The sequence below is a fragment of the Pseudomonas sp. 3MA1 genome, from assembly GCF_029237275.1.
Classification (GTDB): Bacteria; Pseudomonadota; Gammaproteobacteria; order Pseudomonadales; family Pseudomonadaceae; genus Aquipseudomonas; species Aquipseudomonas fluorescens_AP.
Map to the genome: position 1 here is coordinate 529,237 of NZ_JAACFX010000002.1, position 16,397 is coordinate 545,633.

16 protein-coding genes are annotated in these 16,397 nt (G+C 65.1%); 6 read left to right on the top strand and 10 right to left on the bottom strand.

The genetic code is table 11. The features are described 5' to 3' along the window. The first annotated feature begins 8 nt into the window (after positions 1-8). A complete protein-coding gene (gene mutM, locus GWQ44_RS07570) occupies positions 9-821 on the top strand; it encodes a bifunctional DNA-formamidopyrimidine glycosylase/DNA-(apurinic or apyrimidinic site) lyase (protein ID WP_016963551.1) in 813 nt (270 codons plus the stop codon). Positions 822-904: 83 nt separating this feature from the next. On the opposite strand, the gene GWQ44_RS07575 is transcribed toward mutM, so the two are convergent. From GWQ44_RS07575 to GWQ44_RS07595, 5 genes are all read right to left on the bottom strand, one after another. Beyond that, positions 905-1,156: a YfhL family 4Fe-4S dicluster ferredoxin gene (locus GWQ44_RS07575; protein WP_016963552.1), complete on the bottom strand. Its 252-nt coding sequence runs from the start codon at positions 1,154-1,156 to the stop codon at positions 905-907. 134 nt (positions 1,157-1,290) lie between these two features. Continuing rightward, positions 1,291-1,770, bottom strand: coding sequence for a pantetheine-phosphate adenylyltransferase (gene coaD / locus GWQ44_RS07580; protein ID WP_003176711.1), 480 nt, complete (start codon positions 1,768-1,770; stop codon positions 1,291-1,293). Positions 1,771-1,885: 115 nt separating this feature from the next. Then, the gene (locus tag GWQ44_RS07585) at positions 1,886-3,481 is read right to left on the bottom strand and encodes a GMC family oxidoreductase (protein ID WP_016963553.1); all 1,596 of its coding nucleotides are present in this window, start codon (positions 3,479-3,481) and stop codon (positions 1,886-1,888) included. Positions 3,482-3,655: 174 nt separating this feature from the next. Continuing rightward, positions 3,656-4,201: a twin-arginine translocation pathway signal protein gene (locus GWQ44_RS07590; protein WP_275926969.1), complete on the bottom strand. Its 546-nt coding sequence runs from the start codon at positions 4,199-4,201 to the stop codon at positions 3,656-3,658. 27 nt (positions 4,202-4,228) lie between these two features. Then, complete coding sequence (locus GWQ44_RS07595) at positions 4,229-5,704, bottom strand: coniferyl aldehyde dehydrogenase (RefSeq protein ID WP_275927065.1); 1,476 nt, start codon at positions 5,702-5,704, stop codon at positions 4,229-4,231. 99 nt (positions 5,705-5,803) lie between these two features. Here GWQ44_RS07595 and GWQ44_RS07600 point away from each other — a divergent pair, with 99 nt between their 5' ends. Together GWQ44_RS07600 and GWQ44_RS07605 are read left to right on the top strand one after the other, a co-directional pair. Then, the gene (locus GWQ44_RS07600; protein ID WP_103741294.1) at positions 5,804-6,475 is read left to right on the top strand and encodes a TetR/AcrR family transcriptional regulator; all 672 of its coding nucleotides are present in this window, start codon (positions 5,804-5,806) and stop codon (positions 6,473-6,475) included. A 33-nt stretch (positions 6,476-6,508) separates the two neighbouring features. Next, positions 6,509-7,363: a sulfurtransferase gene (locus tag GWQ44_RS07605; RefSeq protein WP_275926970.1), complete on the top strand. Its 855-nt coding sequence runs from the start codon at positions 6,509-6,511 to the stop codon at positions 7,361-7,363. A 101-nt stretch (positions 7,364-7,464) separates the two neighbouring features. Here GWQ44_RS07605 and GWQ44_RS07610 read toward each other — a convergent pair whose 3' ends face one another. The 5 genes from GWQ44_RS07610 to GWQ44_RS07630 form a co-directional block, all read right to left on the bottom strand. After that, positions 7,465-8,295 carry an AraC family transcriptional regulator gene (locus GWQ44_RS07610; RefSeq protein WP_016963558.1) on the bottom strand — a complete coding sequence of 277 codons (831 nt, stop codon included), beginning with the start codon at positions 8,293-8,295 and terminating at the stop codon, positions 7,465-7,467. Beyond that, complete coding sequence (locus tag GWQ44_RS07615; protein WP_042940699.1) at positions 8,288-9,289, bottom strand: hydrolase; 1,002 nt, start codon at positions 9,287-9,289, stop codon at positions 8,288-8,290. Before GWQ44_RS07615 ends, GWQ44_RS07610 begins: the two co-directional genes overlap by 8 nt. Before the next feature lie 74 nt (positions 9,290-9,363). Beyond that, complete coding sequence (rsmD, locus tag GWQ44_RS07620; protein ID WP_060841554.1) at positions 9,364-9,984, bottom strand: 16S rRNA (guanine(966)-N(2))-methyltransferase RsmD; 621 nt, start codon at positions 9,982-9,984, stop codon at positions 9,364-9,366. Continuing rightward, the gene (locus GWQ44_RS07625; RefSeq protein ID WP_275926971.1) at positions 9,984-11,474 is read right to left on the bottom strand and encodes a pitrilysin family protein; all 1,491 of its coding nucleotides are present in this window, start codon (positions 11,472-11,474) and stop codon (positions 9,984-9,986) included. Before GWQ44_RS07625 ends, rsmD begins: the two co-directional genes overlap by 1 nt. Then, entirely contained in the window at positions 11,467-12,822 is a 1,356-nt protein-coding gene (locus tag GWQ44_RS07630; protein ID WP_103741292.1) for a pitrilysin family protein, read from the bottom strand. Before GWQ44_RS07630 ends, GWQ44_RS07625 begins: the two co-directional genes overlap by 8 nt. A gap of 355 nt (positions 12,823-13,177) precedes the next feature. On the opposite strand from GWQ44_RS07630, the gene ftsY reads away from it, so the two are divergent. The 3 genes from ftsY to ftsX are packed head-to-tail and all read left to right on the top strand — an operon-like array spanning position 13,178 to position 16,376. Further along, on the top strand, positions 13,178-14,689 hold the full coding sequence (gene ftsY / locus GWQ44_RS07635) for a signal recognition particle-docking protein FtsY (protein WP_275926972.1): 1,512 nt from the start codon (positions 13,178-13,180) through the stop codon (positions 14,687-14,689). Beyond that, positions 14,686-15,357, top strand: coding sequence for a cell division ATP-binding protein FtsE (gene ftsE, locus GWQ44_RS07640; protein ID WP_016967614.1), 672 nt, complete (start codon positions 14,686-14,688; stop codon positions 15,355-15,357). The genes ftsY and ftsE overlap by 4 nt, the downstream gene beginning before the upstream one ends. After that, positions 15,354-16,376 carry a permease-like cell division protein FtsX gene (gene ftsX / locus GWQ44_RS07645; protein WP_016967615.1) on the top strand — a complete coding sequence of 341 codons (1,023 nt, stop codon included), beginning with the start codon at positions 15,354-15,356 and terminating at the stop codon, positions 16,374-16,376. Before ftsE ends, ftsX begins: the two co-directional genes overlap by 4 nt. The last annotated feature ends 21 nt before the right edge of the window (positions 16,377-16,397 follow it).

Genomic DNA, 16,397 nt, shown 5'->3' on the forward strand with positions numbered 1-16,397 from the left:
AGGCGAAGATGCCTGAATTACCGGAAGTCGAAACCACCCGGCGCGGGATCGCGCCGCACCTGGAAGGCCAGAAGGTCAGCCGGGTGATTGTCCGTGACCGGCGCTTGCGCTGGCCGATTCCCGAGGATCTGGACGTGCGCCTGTCCGGGCAGCGCATTGTCCAGGTGGACCGCCGGGCCAAGTACCTGCTGATCAACGCCGAAGTCGGCACCCTCATCAGTCATCTGGGCATGTCGGGCAATCTGCGTCTGGTGGAGATCGGCCAGCCGGCGGCCAAGCATGAACATGTGGATATCGAACTGGAGTCGGGCCTGGCCCTGCGCTACACCGACCCGCGTCGGTTTGGCGCCATGCTCTGGAGCCTGGACCCGCTGAACCACGAGCTGCTGGCGCGCCTGGGACCGGAGCCGCTGACCGATCTGTTCGACGGCGAGCGCCTGTTCCAGCTGTCCCGCGGCCGCTCCATGGCGGTCAAGCCGTTCATCATGGACAACGCGGTGGTGGTGGGGGTGGGCAACATCTACGCGACCGAGGCACTGTTTGCCGCGGGCATCGATCCGCGTCGTGAGGCCAAGGGCATTTCCCGGGCCCGCTATGTGCAGCTGGCGATCGAGATCAAGCGCATCCTGGCGGCGGCCATCGAGCGGGGCGGCACCACCTTGCGCGACTTTATCGGCGGCGACGGCCAGCCGGGCTACTTCCAGCAGGAGCTGTTCGTCTACGGCCGTGGCGGGGAGCACTGCAAGGTCTGCGGCACGGGGCTGCGGGAGATCAAGCTGGGCCAGCGGGCCAGCGTCTATTGCCCGCGTTGCCAGCGCTGAGAAGCTTCGCCGGCAAGCCGGCTCCTACGAACGCCGTAGGAGCCGGCTTGCCGGCGAAAGTGCCCTGAAGGGCGCTGAATTGCTCAAGCCTTGCCGGTGATCTTCCGGTACTTGGCCATCAACTCTTCTTCGGTTTCCGGACGGTTCTCGTCCAGCGGAATGCAATCCACCGGGCACACCTGCTGGCACTGCGGCTCGTCGTAGTGGCCGACGCACTGGGTGCACAGGTTCGGATCGATGACGTAGATCTCTTCGCCTTGGGAAATCGCCGCGTTAGGGCACTCGGGTTCGCAGACGTCGCAGTTGATGCAATCGTCGGTGATGATCAGGGACATGGGGGACTCCGGCCTGGGCGGCAGGCCCGGGCATGTAAAAACGAATGCGCGCAATTGTGCCGTATTGCCGCCCGCAGTGCACGCGGGCGCGATGGCTGACGCCAGGCAAGGGCCCCACTGCGGGGCCGCGCGGCTTATTTCTTGAAGCGCAGGGTCAGCGCGTCGGCGACCGCCGGGTGTACGAACTTGGTGATATCACCGCCCAGGGCAGCGATTTCACGAACCAGCGTCGAGGAAATGAACGAGTAGCGCTCCGACGGGGTGAGGAACAGGCTTTCCACGTCCGGCGCCAGTTGGCGGTTCATGTTGGCCAGCTGGAATTCGTATTCGAAGTCCGAAACCGCCCGCAGGCCGCGCAAGAACACATTGGCGTTCTGCTCCTTGGCGAAATGCGCCAGCAACGTGGAGAAGCCGACGACTTCAACGTTGGGCAGGTGCTTGGTCACCTCGCGCGCCAGTTCCACGCGCTGCTCCAGGGGGAACAGCGGGTTTTTCTTGGGGCTGGCGGCAACGGCGATGATCACGTGGTCGAACAGCCGCGAGGCGCGCTCGACCAGATCGCCGTGGCCCTTGGTAATAGGGTCGAAGGTACCTGGGTACAACACTCGGTTCATCGCGTCGTCCTGGCGGGAATCCGTTGGGGAGTCGGATGGTATCGCAGCCTTCCCGGTCGGCCAAGTCGCCTTTTAGAGAAGAAAGTCCTATGGACGCCGAAATTTCCCGGCTGTTTCACGCCGTTTTCAAACGCTCCGCCAGGGCCGTGGCCAGTTGCGCCGTCAGGCCGTACACCGACAACTGCGGGTTGGCGCCGATGCTGGTGGGGAACAGCGAGCCATCATGGATCGACAGGTTGTGCAGTTGATGGTGGCGTCCGAGGCTGTCGGTCACGGCGATTTTCGGGTCTTCGCCCATGGCGCAGCCGCCCATCACGTGGGCGCTGCCCAGGCGGGTGCGGTACAGGGCCAGGTCCAGGCCGTCGATTTGCGCCCGCACTTCGTTGAGGGTCTTGGCGAAGCGCGCATCGCTGTGCAGCGGCTTGACCGCCTTGGCGCCACCGGCGAACTGGATCTCCGCCATGCTGTGGAAGGCCCGGCGCAGGCCGTCCCAGGCGTAGGGCGAGACTTGATAGTCGAGCACCGGGGTGCCATCGCCGCGCAGCTCAACGTTGCCGCCGGTGCTGTCGGGGTGGAAGCCGTCCCGCAGCAGGGCCAGCATCGCGTGGGTATGGGGCAGTTGCTCCATGGACAGCCCGCTCTCGGGCCCGAAACCGCCCAGCAGGGTGCTGGCCAGCGCCGGTTGCAGGGGCGGCACTTCGAGCTTGTAGGACATCTTGCCGGTGGTGCCGTCCTGCCACTGGAAGTGGTCGGAGTAAATCGATTGCGGCGCGCCGTAGAACGGGTTGATCACCTCGTCGAACTGCCCGGCGGAGAAGTTCACCAGGTGCAGGAAGGTGCGCTTGCCCAGCCGCGAATGCGGGTCCGGGGCATCGGAACGCAGCAGCAGGGCCGGGCTGTTGATGCCGCCGCCGGCCAGCACGTAATGTCGGGCCTTGACCGTGATGGTGCGCCCGGTGGGCGTTACGCAGCGGGCGTCCATGGCCTGGCATTGCAAGCCGGTGACCTTGTCATCCTTGATCTGCAGGCGCTCGGCCCGGGCCAGGTACAGCAGCTCGCCGCCTTTTTCCAGGGTCGCCGGAATGGTGGTCACCAGCATCGACTGCTTGGCGTTGGTCGGGCAGCCCAGGCCGCAATAGCCCAGGTTCCAGCAGCCGCGCACGTTGCGCGGAATCACGTGCCAGCTGTAGCCCAGGGCTTCACAGCCCTTGCGGATCACATCGTTGTTGGCGTTGGGCGGCATGGCCCAGGGCGCCACGCCCAGGCGCTGTTCCATCTTTTCGAACCAGGGCGCCATCTCGGCCGAGCTGTGGCCCACCACCCCGTGTTCCCGGGCCCAGTGCTCCAGGGTCGGGTCGGGGGTGCGAAAGCTCGAGGTCCAGTTGATCAAGGTGGTGCCGCCCACGGCGCGGCCCTGGAGGATGGTGATGGCGCCGTCCTTGCTCATGCGCCCGATGCCTTCCTGATACAGGCTGGTATAGGCCTGGTCCTCAAGCATCTTGAAGTCGTCGCTGGTCTTGAGCGGGCCTTCCTCGATCAGCAGCACCTTGTAGCCGGCGGCGCTGAGGATTTCGGCGGTGGTGCCGCCACCGGCGCCGCTGCCGATGATGGCGACATCGGCTTCCAGGGTCAGGTCCTGCTCCAGCTGCGAGCCGTTGTAGGTTTTCCAGCCACGGTTCAAGCCTTCGCGGAACAGATCAGGTACGGGCATATCGGGTGCTCTCTTATTATTGAAGGCTCGGCGCGGATCCACTGTAGCCGCTGCTGAGCCTGCGAAGCTGCGAAAAGGCCCGCAGGGCCTTGCTTGACGATCTCGAGCCGAACCCTCAGTGCCCCGCGAGCGTCCCGCCCGTTCAGAGCCTGTGGCAGCGGCTACACAGCTTAATCAGACCTTCGGTGGCCCGGGATAACCGCAATGGCCCCAAGACTCAGGCCGGGTGTACCAGGCCATCATCACCAGTTGCAGCAACGAGGCATGACCCATGCGCAGCAGGGCCAGGAAGCTGTTTTCCCAACGGCTGAGAAAGTTGCGGATGTCTTCCGCGCTGGCGTTTTCCCAGCTGCCCCAGATCCCCGTCAGCGGGCCGCGGGTCACCGCCATGCCCAGCACATCGAACAACTGCTGGGTGAGCTTGAACATCTCGGTCGACAGGTGATTGAGGGCGTTGTCCAGGCTGGCCAGGGTGCCCTCGACGGCGGCGGGCATCTTGTCAGCCGCCACCGCGCCTTCGAGCATTACTGGAATCAGTGCCCGCAAAAACGGCAGGTCATTGCTGCGCAGCATGCTGAAGCCACTGGCAGGGGTACTGGCGGAGCAACCGCTGAGGCTGGCGCCGAGCCCGGCTGTAGCCAGGAAGGCGCTGGCGCAGAGGCCGATTTTCAGCAGGCCGCGCCGTGACAGCGTGGGTGTTTCAGACAGGCTAGGGGTCATTATTGTTATTACCCGGCGTTGTACTGGTTAACGAATGAACAGCTTCTGGATGAGTTTCTGGATCGATTTGCCATAGGGCGGGTAGATCAGGCGCGCGGCATTGAAGCGCTGCTTGATGAACACGCCCTTGGCCTTGCTGAAGGTCAGGAAGCCTTCATGCCCGTGGTAGTGGCCCATGCCGGACGGGCCGATGCCGCCAAACGGCAGGTCGTCCTGGGCCACATGCAGCAGGGTGTCGTTCAGGCACACGCCGCCGGAGTGGGTTTCGTTGAGCACCCGCTGCTGTTCGGCCTTGTCGTAGCCGAAGTAGTACAGCGCCAGCGGGCGCGGACGCTGGGTGATGTAGGCCAAGGCCTGGTCCAGGGTCTTGTAGGGCACGATCGGCAGGATCGGGCCGAAGATCTCGTCCTGCATCACGCTCATGTCGTCCGTGACATTGAGCAGCAGGCTGTGGCCCAGGCGGCGCTCCTGGCTCTGCTCGAACAGCGGCACCAGCAGCGCGCCCTTGCTGGTGGCGTCGCTCAGGTAGCCGTTGAGCCGGTTCAACTGGCGCTGGTTGATGATCGCGGTGTAGTCGGGGTTGTCCGCCAGGGTCGGGAAGAAGCCGCGCACTACCTGGCGATAGGCTTCGACAAAGGCGCCGACCCGTTCTTCCGGCACCAGCACGTAGTCCGGGGCGACGCAGGTCTGCCCGGCATTCAGGGTCTTGCCGAAGGCGATGCGTTCGGCGGCGTCCTTGAGCGGCACGCTGTGGGACACGATGGCCGGGGACTTGCCGCCCAGTTCCAGCGTCACCGGAGTCAGGTTTTCCGCGGCGGCGCGCATTACGTGCTTGCCGATGCTGGTGGCGCCGGTGAACAGCAGGTGATCGAAACGCAGCTTGGAAAACGCCATGCCCACTTCGGCCTCGCCCAGCACCACGCACACCAGGTCCTCGGGGAACACCCGCGCCAGCAGTTGCTTGAGCAACTGGCCAGTGGCTGGGGTGGACTCACTGAGCTTGAGCATCACCCGGTTGCCGGCGGCCAGGGCCCCGACCAGCGGGCCCATGCACAGGTACAGCGGGTAGTTCCACGGCACGATCACCCCTACCACCCCCAGGGGCTGGTAGACCACCTTGGCCGAGGCCGGCTGGAAGGCCAGGCCCACGGCGCGGCGGGACGGCTTCATCCATTTGTTCAGGTGTTTGCGGGCGTAGTGGATGCCGTGCAGGCTGGGCATCAGCTCGGCCAGCAGGGTTTCATCGGCGCTGCGGTTGCTGAAGTCCTGGCTGATGGCGTCGATCAGCGCCTGGCGCTCGCTGTTGAGCAGATCGTGCAGCGACTTGAGCCATTGCTGGCGCTGCGCGGCGGGTGGCATGGGGTTGGCGGCAAAGGCCCGGCGCTGGGCTTCGAACAGTGTTTGCAGCGCGTCCTGTTGCTGAAGGGAATCCTGCAGGTAGGCGATTTCGGCAGACATGGACGGGCTCCGGTTTCTGGGGGTGGCTAGTTTTTTAGAGCTTATGCTCTAAGTTGTCAAATACCATCCGGTGCCGGTCGCGATTTATCCCCGGGGGGATAGAACGTAAGATGCACCCCAGCCTTCTGATTAAAGCCCACACCCATGGCCCCACGCATAAAAACCCGCGAACGCATCGTCCAGTTCAGTCTCGAACTCTTCAACCAGCAAGGCGAACGCAACGTCAGCACCAACCACATTGCGGCGCACATGGAGATTTCCCCGGGCAACCTGTACTACCACTTCCCCAACAAGCAGGCGATCATCGCCGTGCTGTTTGCCGAGTACGAAAGCCTGGTGGACAGCTTCCTGCGCCCGCCGCCCGGGCGCGCGGTCACCGTGCAAGACAAGCGCTATTACCTGCAGGCGCTGCTGGCGGCCATGTGGCGCTACCGTTTTCTGCACCGCGACCTGGAGCACCTGCTGGACAGCGACCCCGAACTGGCCGCGCGCTACCGGCGTTTCTCCCAGCGCTGCCTGATCCAGGGCATGGCCATCTACGGGCGTTTCGTCGAGGCCGGGATCGTCGCCATGGACAAGGTGCAGATCGAATCCCTGACCCTCAATGCCTGGATCATCCTCACCTCCTGGGTGCGTTTTCTGTGCACCACCCGGGAAAACTCCACCCACCTGAGCGAAGAAGCCATCAAGCGCGGGGTGTATCAGGTGCTGGTACTGGAAGCCGGCTTTGTCACCGAGCAGGCCCGGGAAGCGGTCAACGACCTGTTCGAAGAGTTTTACGTGCCCCTGGCCCAAGCCCTGGAAGAAGTGCAGTAGGATCAACCTCCGACTTATTCACAGGAGCCCGCCATGCCCCTCGCGCAGTTGATCAGCCCGCTTGCCCTGGACCAGAAGAAACAGCAGCCCGGCCTGGTGATTCTGGATTGTCGCTTTGCCCTGGAAGACCCGGATTACGGCCAGCGCAGCTACGCCGACGGGCATATCGCCGGGGCGCATTTCGCCGACCTGAACCGCGATCTGAGCGGGCCGGTGATCAAGGGAGTGACCGGCCGGCATCCGTTGCCGGAGCCCGCGCAGTTGGTGGCGCGCCTGCAGGCATGGGGCATCGATAACGACAGCGAGATCGTGCTATATGACGACGGCCCCGGTGCCTTTGCCGCTCGCGCCTGGTGGTTGCTGGCCTGGCTGGGCAAGCGTGATGGCGTGTTCATTCTCGATGGTGGCCTGAAAGCCTGGCACGCCGCGGGTCTGCCCCTGAGCCTGGATGCGCCGGAGGCCGTGGCCGGACAGTTCACGGGCCAACCCGACCACAGCCTGCTGCTGGATGCCGAACACCTGCGCCAGCGCCTGGGCCAGGCGGACCTGACCCTGCTGGATGCCCGTGGCCTGCCGCGATTTCGTGGCGAGGTGGAACCCATCGATCCGGTGGCCGGGCATATTCCCGGGGCGCAATGCGCGGCGTTCACCGACAACCTGGACAGCGACGGACGCTTTTTGCCGGCGCAGCAGCTCAAGCAGCGTTTTGCCGAAAAACTCGCCGGGCGTTCTCCCGAGCACTTGGTGGCTTACTGCGGCTCTGGCGTCACCGCCTGCCACAACCTGTTCGCCCTGTGCCTGGCCGGCTATCCCCTGGCGCGGCTGTATGCCGGGTCGTGGAGCGAATGGATCACCGATGCCCAGCGACCTGTCGCCACCGGCGATTGACGAGTTGCCCCCGTCGGCCTCTTCGCTGGCAAGCCAGCTCCTACGGCCCGCAAGCCCCGCGAACCTGTAGGAGCGAGCTTGCTCGCGAAAGCCGCACCGCCCTACTGCAGAACGGCACTGCGATAAGCCGCCGGCGCCACCCCATACACCTGCTTGAACTGCCGACTGAGGTGACTCTGGTCGGCAAATCCCAATTGCGTGGCCACTTCCAGCGGCAGGCAGCCATCGCGCAACAGGGCCCGGGCCTTGGCGATGCGCTGCTGCATCAGCCAGGTGTGGGGCGGAATCCCGGTGGCCCGGCGAAACACCCGGGCGAAATGGAACGGCGACAGGTTCACCGCCGCCGCCAACTCCTCCAGTGACGGCGGCGCGGCCAACTGCGAGCGCAGCAGTTCCTTGGCCTGGACAATCGCCCGGTGCTCCTGCCCGGGTTCGCCCGGCGCCCGGACTCCGGCGTGTCGCTGCAGCAGCAACAGCAGCATTTCCCGCCATTGGGTCTGTTGCTGCAGGGCCGTGGCCGGGCTTTCCAGCAGGTGGTGCAGGCGGGCAAAACCCTGCACCAGATCCGGGTCGCGGTACAGGGTGGCGCCGAAGGCCGGCAGGCTGCCGCTGGGCAGCTCCAGTTCATCCAGCAGGCCGAGAATCTGCCGGTTGTCCGGGTAGAAGGCCCGGTACAGCCAGCCGTCCTCGACGCCCTTGGCGCCGGTGTGCAGCTCGTCCGGGTTGATCAGCACCAGGGTGCCGCTGCCCGCCAGATGCTCGGCGCCGCGATAGCGGTAGCGCTGGGCCCCGGCCATGATCATGCCGATCACATAACCCTCGTGCACATGAGGCACGAAGCGCTGCTCGATATAGCGCGCCGCCAGCAGCTCGACCCCGGCCAGGGGCTCGGTCTGCCAGAAGCGGATCGACTCCCGGGTGGACTTAGCCATGGCGGCCCAGGTCCATCAGCCATTGCGGAATGCGCTGTTCCAGGTAGTAGCGCGGATGTTTCAGGCTGCCGCCGACAAAACCCACGTGACCGCCCTTGGCCTGCAGTTCGAACCGGGTGCTGGCGGACAATTCGCTGGCCTCGGGCAGGCTGTGGGGGAATACGAAGGGATCGTCCGCGGCCTGGATGATCAGGGTCGGGGTACGGATTTCGCCGAGAAAATAGCGGCTGGAGGCGCGGCGGTAATAGTCGTGAGCATCGGCAAAGCCATGCAGCGGCGCGGTGACCCGGCCATCGAAGTCCCAGAAGGTGCGCATCTTGGTCAGCGGGCCCAGTTGCGCCAGGGTGGCCAGGCCTTCATGGCGGCCGTCGTGCTGGAACTGGCGCTGCTTGTCCTTGATGTAGGCCAGCATCTCGCGCATGAAGTGCGCCTGGTAGACCTTGGAAAATCCCCGGCCGATGCGGTCGGCGCACTGGTCCAGGCGAAACGGCACCGACACCGCCGTGGCGCCCTGCAACGGGCTGGCGCTGCCGCTTTCCCCCAGGTACTTGAGCAGCACATTGCCCCCCAGCGAATAGCCCACCGCATACAGCGGCGCCAGCGGACGCTTGGCCCGCAGGTGGGCGATGGCCGCGGCCAGGTCTTCGCTGGCGCCGGAGTGGTAGCTGCGGGGCAGCAAGTTGGGTTCGCCGGAGCAGCCGCGCCAGTTCAGCGCCGCGCTGGCCCAGCCCCGAGCGGCGAGGGCCTGCTGCAGGCCGGCCACGTAGGGAGAGTTGGAGGAGCCGGTCAGGCCGTGCAGCACCAGCACCAGAGGAGCTTCGGCGCTATGCGGGCCGTGCCAGTCCAGATCGAGAAAGTCGCCGTCGTCCAGCCACAAGCGCTCGCGCTGGCGCTCCAGGTGAGTGGTCGGGCGCCACAGCGGGCCCCATAGGGTCTGCAGGTGCGGGTTGCCAAGGCCGAAGGCGGGGATGAAACGATCAGGCGAGTCGGGCACGGGGAGGATCTCGATGCAGCGGCGCGCAGCCCGGGCGGGGTGCGCGCCTTGTTCCGGCCAAACGTAGGCAGGGGCTACGCGGCGTTGTCTGCCATACGTTGCCACAGCGAGTAGTAGACCTGCCCGGATTTTTGTTCACGGTGCAGGCGCCAGCGCCCGGGCAGGCCCAGGGTCGATGGCGCGGTTTCGCTTTCGGTGTAGATCCAGGCGTCGTCCGCCAGCCAGCCGCGCTCTTCCAGCAGGGCGCAGGCGGCAGGCAGCAGGTTCTGGTTGAACGGCGGGTCGAGGAAGGCCAGGTCGAACGGGGTTGCCGGCTGGGTTTCCAGGTAGCGCAGGGCGTCGGCGGTCTGCGCCTGGCCCACGGTGCAGCGCAGCGTTCCCAGGTGCTCGCGCAGGCTGGAAATGGCCACGCTGCTGCTGTCCAGGGCCAGGCCCGTGGCGGCGCCACGGGACAGGGCTTCGAGGAACACCGCGCCGCTGCCGGCGAACAGGTCGATGACCTTGGCCCCGGCGACATAGGGAGCGAGCCAGTTGAACAGGGTTTCGCGCACCCGGTCCGGGGTCGGGCGCAGCCCCGGCAGATCAGGGAAGCTCAGCTTACGGCTGCGCCACTCACCGCCGATGATGCGCAACTGGCCCACGCCATTGTGCTGGTTGTGGACGGGTTTCTTGCTGGGACGGGCTGGACGGGCCATCAGTGCTCCGGAACCCCGAGCGGCTGCTCGGCGGGTTTGTCAGTGGGGGGCGGCAACGGCTTTTGCGCGACGGTGGGGCCGGCGCTGACGATGACCATCTTGTCGACGCCGAGGTGCTTGTTCATGGCGGCCTTGACCTGTTCCACCGTCAGTGCCTGGGATTGACGCATGAAATCTTCCAGGTAGCTCAACGGCAGGTTGTAGAAGCCCATGGCCCCCAGCTGGCCGACGATATCGGCGTTGCTGGCGGTGGACAGCGGGAAGCTGCCGGCCAGTTCACGCTTGGCGTCGTCCAGTTCCTTCTGGGTCGGGCCGTTCTTCAGGTAGTCGGCGAACACGTCCTGCACCAGTTTCAGGGTGCCTTCGCTCATTTCCGCGCGGGTCTGCAGGTTGATCATGAACGGGCCACGGGCCTGCATCGGGGTGAAGCCCGAGTAGACGCCGTAGGTCAGGCCGCGTTTCTCGCGCACTTCACTCATCAGCCGGGTGCCGAAACCGCCACCGCCGAGGATCTGATTGCCCAGGGATACGGCGGCGTAGTCCGGATCGTCGCGGTCGATGCCCAGTTGCGCCAGCATCAGGCTGGTCTGGCTCGACGGGAATTCGATATGGCCGATGCTGGCCTTGGGTTCGCTGGGTTGCTCGACCTTGGCCAGGGCCGGGCCTTTGGGCAGGGCAGCGGAAACCTGCGCGGCAATCGCTTCGGCGTCGCTGCGCGAGAGGTCGCCAACCAGGGCGATCACCACGTTGCCGGCGGTATAGGCCTTGGCGTGGAAGGCCTGCAGTTGCGCCTGGGTGATAGTCGGAACGCTCTTGGCGTTGCCTTCGCTGGCATGCGCATAGGGATGGCTGCCGTACAGGCGCTGCATCAGCTCCAGGCTGGCCAGCTTGCCGGGGTTCTGCTTCTGGTACTCGAAGCCGGCGAGCAGCTGGTTCTTGATCCGCGCCAGGGAGTCGGCCGGGAAGGTCGGCTTGCCCACCACTTCGGCGAACAGCTTCAGCGCCGGCTGGCGTTTATCCACCGCGCTGAGGCTGCGCAGCGAAACCACGGCCATGTCCTTGTAGGCACCGTTGCCGATATCCGCGCCCAGGCTCTCGAAGCCCCGGGCGATGGCGCCCACATCCTTGCCGGGCACGCCTTCGTTGAGCATGGCGTTGGTCAGCAGGGCCAGGCCGGAGGTGTTGCCGTCCTGGCTGCTGCCGGCGGCGAAGATCAGGCGCATGTCGAACATCGGCAGCTCGCGGGCTTCGACGAACAGCACCTTGGCGCCTTCGGCGGTGTTCCAGGTCTGCACATTGAGGTTGCGATGGCTGGGGGCCTTGCCATCCAGCTCGGCCAGGGACTGCAGCTTCTGGCTGCTCTTGGCGTTGTCCAGGGCCTGGCTGGCATTGCTCTCGCCGGAGCGCGACAGGTATAGGCCACCGGCGGTGAGCAGGGCGACCAGGGCCAGGCCCAGCAGGACCGGTGAAGCATTCTTGCGCTTACTCATGAGCGGACTCCTCAGGCAGTACGTGGGCCACGCTCATACGCTCCCGGGTGAAATAGGTGCGGGCGGCCTTCTGGATGTCTTCCGGGGTCACGCTTTGCAGTTCCGCCAGCTCGGTGTCCATCAGCTTCCACGACAGGCCGACGGTTTCCAGCTGGCCGATGGCGCTGGCCTGGCTGGTGATGGAGTCACGCTCGTAGACCAGCCCGGCGATCACCTGGGCCCGCACCCGCTCCAGTTCCTCGGCGGACGGCGGGGTGGTCTTCAGTTGCTCCAGCAGGCGCCACAGCCCGGCCTCGGCCTGGGCGATGGTTTTCTTCTTCTGGCTGTTGGGGGTGGCCGAGAGCATGAACAGGCTGTCGCCCCGGGTGTAGGCGTCGTAGCTGGTGGAGCCGTTGGACAGCAGCTCTTCGCCACGCTCCAGCAGGGTCGGGATGCGTGCGCTGTAGCCGCCGTCCAGCAGGGCCGCGGCCAGACGCAGGGCGTGCACCGAGCGCTGGTCCTCGGCGGTGGCGATGCTCGGCACGTTGAAGGCCAGCATCAGGCTCGGCAGTTGGGTCTTCACGTGCAGGGTGATCAGGCGCTCGCCGGGTTCGGCCAGTTCCATGGGGATCTTCGCCGGTGGCACGTCACGCTTGGGAATGGCGCCGAAGTAACGCTGGGCCAGGGTTTTCACTTCGTCCGGGGTGACGTCGCCGACCACCACCAGGGTGGCATTGTTTGGCACGTACCAGGCCTGGTACCAGTGGCGCAGTTCCTCGACCTTCATCCGGTTCAGGTCGGCCATCCAGCCGATGGTCGGCGTGTGGTAGCCGCTGGCCGGGTAGGCCATGGCCTTGAAGCGCTCGTAGGCCTTGGACAGCGGCTTGTCGTCGGTGCGCAGGCGGCGTTCTTCCTTGATCACTTCGATCTCGCGGGCGAACTCGTCGGCCGGCAGGCGCAGGCTGGCCATGCGGTCGGCTTCCAGTTCCAGGGCCACGCCCAGGCGGTCGCGGGCCAGGACCTGGTAATAAGCGGTGAAGTCGTCGCTGGTGAAGGCGTTCTCTTCGGCGCCCAGGTCGCGCAGGATCAACGAGGCTTCGCCGGGGCCGACCTTCTCGCTGCCCTTGAACATCATGTGTTCCAGGGCGTGGGACAAACCGGTCTGGCCCGGGGTTTCGTAGCTGGAGCCGACCTTGTACCAGACCTGGGACACCACCACCGGCGCGCGATGATCTTCGCGGACCACGACCTTGAGGCCGTTGTCGAGGGTGAATTCGTGGGTGGGTTGCGGGTCGGCAGCCAGGGCTGCAAGGGGCAGACAAACTGTGCTGAGCAGCAGGCCTGCGGCGCGGCGGGCTAGAGCATTCATTCGTTTTTAAACCTGTTGGGCTGCCCGTGTGTTCTTAGCGTCAGCGGGCGAGGAGGTGCTAGGATACTGATCCGTTTTACTGGCGGCCACGCCTATCAGGTCTTCGCGGATCAGCAGGTACTTGAGCAGGTTGTATGAGTTACCGGCAATAAGCCTTGATTTGTCAGCTAAACTGCGACTTTTCGCCGATTTTGCCGTTCCAGTCCTTTAGTAAAATCGCTCCTTGAAGTGCCTTTGGGCATTTCGACAACATGTTGCGCGTGAACAAGCTGGAATAAACACAGTCTGTTCTGCATCGAATATTTATTTACCGAGGCGCCCAGTGGCGCATCGCTACCTTGAGATAGCCGTCTCCATGTTTGGTTCCAACGACGACAAAAAGACCCCAGCCGCGGCTGGCGAGAAGAAAGGCCTGTTCGGATGGCTGCGCAAAAAGCCGCAGGAACCCGTCGTCGAACAGCCGCAAGTGCCTGTCGAGCCCGTACCGGCTCCGGTCATTGAAACCGCACCCAGCGTCGCCCCGAGCGAGCCGGTGGTGCTGTCGACCGGCGAGCCGGTGCTGCAACCCCGGGTCCAGGCCGAGCCGGTCGCGGCCGCCGCGCCCGAGCTGCCCCTGACTCCGAGCCCGGAGCACAAGCCCTGGCTGACGCTGCCGGTTGCGGAAGAGCCGGTGGCGCTGGTGGAGGACACCCAGGCGGAGCATGTCGCGCCGCCGATTCCGGTCCTGGCCGCTGCGCCTGAACCGGTGGTCGAAGCCCCGGTTGTCGCTCCGGCGCCAGTGCTCGAAGTGCAAACGCCGGTAGCGCCGGTCTTCGTCGCCCCCGAGCCTGCTGCTCCTGCTCCTGCTCCTGCTCCTGCTCCTGTTGCCGAGCCGGTTGCCCAGGCGGCGGAGCCCGAGCCCGTGGTCGAGCCAGTCCGTCCTGCTGAAGAGAACAAGGTCGGTTTCTTCGCCCGTTTGAAGCAGGGCCTGTCCAAGACCAGCGCCAGTATCGGCGAAGGCATGGCCAGCCTGTTCCTGGGCAAGAAGGCCATCGATGACGACTTGCTGGAAGACCTGGAAACCCGCCTGCTGACCGCCGACGTCGGGGTCGAGGCGACTTCGGTGATCATCCAGAACCTGACCCAGAAGGTGGCGCGCAAGCAGCTCACCGATTCCGACGCGCTGTATGCCTCGTTGCAGGCCGAGCTCACCAGCATGCTCAAGCCGGTGGAGCAGCCGCTGAAAATCGTCGCCCAGAACAAGCCTTTCGTGATCCTGGTGGTGGGCGTCAACGGCGCCGGCAAGACCACCACCATCGGCAAGCTGGCGAAGAAGCTGCAGCTGGAAGGCAAGAAAGTCATGCTGGCGGCCGGCGACACCTTCCGCGCCGCGGCGGTGGAGCAACTGCAGGTCTGGGGCGAGCGCAACAAGATCCCGGTGATCGCCCAGCACACCGGCGCCGATTCCGCCTCGGTGATCTTCGATGCGGTGCAGGCGGCCAAGGCCCGTGGCATTGACGTGCTGATCGCCGACACGGCGGGGCGTCTGCACACCAAAGACAACCTGATGGAAGAGCTGAAGAAAGTCCGCCGGGTGATCGGCAAGCTCGACGCCGATGCGCCCCACGAAGTGCTGCTGGTGCTGGATGCCGGTACTGGCCAGAACGCCATCAACCAGGCCAAGCAATTCAACCAGACCGTGGAACTGACCGGCCTGGCCCTGACCAAACTCGATGGCACCGCCAAGGGCGGGGTGATCTTCGCCCTGGCCAAGCAGTTCGGCCTGCCGATCCGCTATATCGGGGTCGGTGAAGGCATCGACGACCTGCGTACCTTTGAAGCCGAACCCTTTGTCCAGGCACTGTTTGCCGAGCGGGAGCGTTCATGATTCGTTTCGAACAGGTCGGTAAGCGCTATCCCAATGGCCACGTTGGCCTGCATGAGCTGAGCTTTCGCGTCCGTCGCGGCGAATTCCTGTTTGTCACCGGCCACTCCGGTGCCGGCAAGAGCACCTTGCTGCGCCTGCTGCTGGCCATGGAGCGCCCGACCTCGGGCAAGCTGCTGCTGGCCGGCCAGGACCTGGGGCAGATCAGCAATGCGCAGATCCCGTTCCTGCGGCGGCAGATCGGCGTGGTGTTCCAGAACCACCAATTGCTGTTCGATCGCACCGTGTTCAACAACGTCGCGCTGCCGCTGCAGATCCTCGGTCTGTCCAAGGCGGAAATCGCCAAGCGGGTGGATTCGGCCCTGGAGCGCGTGGCCCTGTCGGACAAGACCGATCTGTACCCCGGCGACCTGTCCACCGGTCAGCAACAGCGAGTGGGCATCGCCCGGGCCATCGTCCACCGCCCTGCCCTGCTGCTGGCGGACGAGCCCACCGGTAACCTCGACCCGCGTCTTGCGGCGGAAATCATGGGCGTGTTCGAAGATATCAACCGCCTGGGCACCAGCGTGCTGATCGCCAGTCACGACCTGGCGCTGATCGCGCGCATGCGTCACCGCATGCTGACCCTGCAGCGCGGCCGACTGATCGGTGACGGGGAGGCCGGCGTATGAGTGCAACACGTACCCCTAAAGTGGCGGAGCGCGTAGCGCCCAAGGCTTCCGAAGCACCGCCGCCGAAGAAAAAGCGCGACGAAGACGACGGCCCGGATTTCGCCACGCTGTTGCACGCCTGGATCGAAAGCCATCGTGCCAGCCTGCTGGACAGCCTGCGGCGCCTGGGCAAGCAGCCCATCGGCAGCTTCTTTACCTGCCTGGTGATGGCCGTGGCCCTGAGCCTGCCCATGGGCCTGTCGCTGCTGCTCAACAACGTCGAACGCCTGGGCGGTTCCTGGCAGCGGGCGGCGCAGATTTCGCTGTACCTGGAGCTGGGTGCCTCGGCGGCCGAGGGCGAGAAACTCAGTACAGAGATCAAGGGCCTGCCCGGGGTGGCGGATGCCGAGTTCATCAGCAAGGAAAAGGCCCTGGAAGAGTTCCAGCAGCAGTCCGGGCTGGGCGAGGCCTTGCGCGAGTTGCCGCACAACCCGTTGCCGGGCGTGGTGCTGGTGACGCCGAACGAGGTGGACAAGGCTACGCTTGAGGCCTTGCGCCAGCGTCTGGCGGACATGCCCAAGGTGCAATTGGCGCAGCTGGACCTGGTCTGGGTCGAGCGACTGGCGGCGATCCTCAAGCTGGGGGACCGTTTTGTCTTCGGTCTGACGGTGCTGTTGGTTTCTGCATTACTTTTGGTGATAGGCAATACCATTCGTCTTCATATTGAAAACCGCCGCACCGAGATAGAAGTGATTAAACTCGTCGGCGGCACGGACAGCTATGTGCGACGTCCCTTCCTTTATATGGGCGCGCTGTATGGCTTCGGTGCGGGGATTCTGTCCTGGGGCGTACTGGCGTTCGGCCTGGATTGGCTGAACGACGCGGTGGTCGGTCTGGCTGGCCTGTATGGCAGTGATTTTGCCCTGGCGGGAGTGCCGGTCGCCGATGGTCTGTCGCTCTTGCTTGGGGCGGTGCTGTTGGGTTATATCGGTGCGTGGATTGCGGTGGCCCGCCACCTGAGGGAGCTGGCACCGAAGTAATGTCTTTTTGCTTGTATTGAC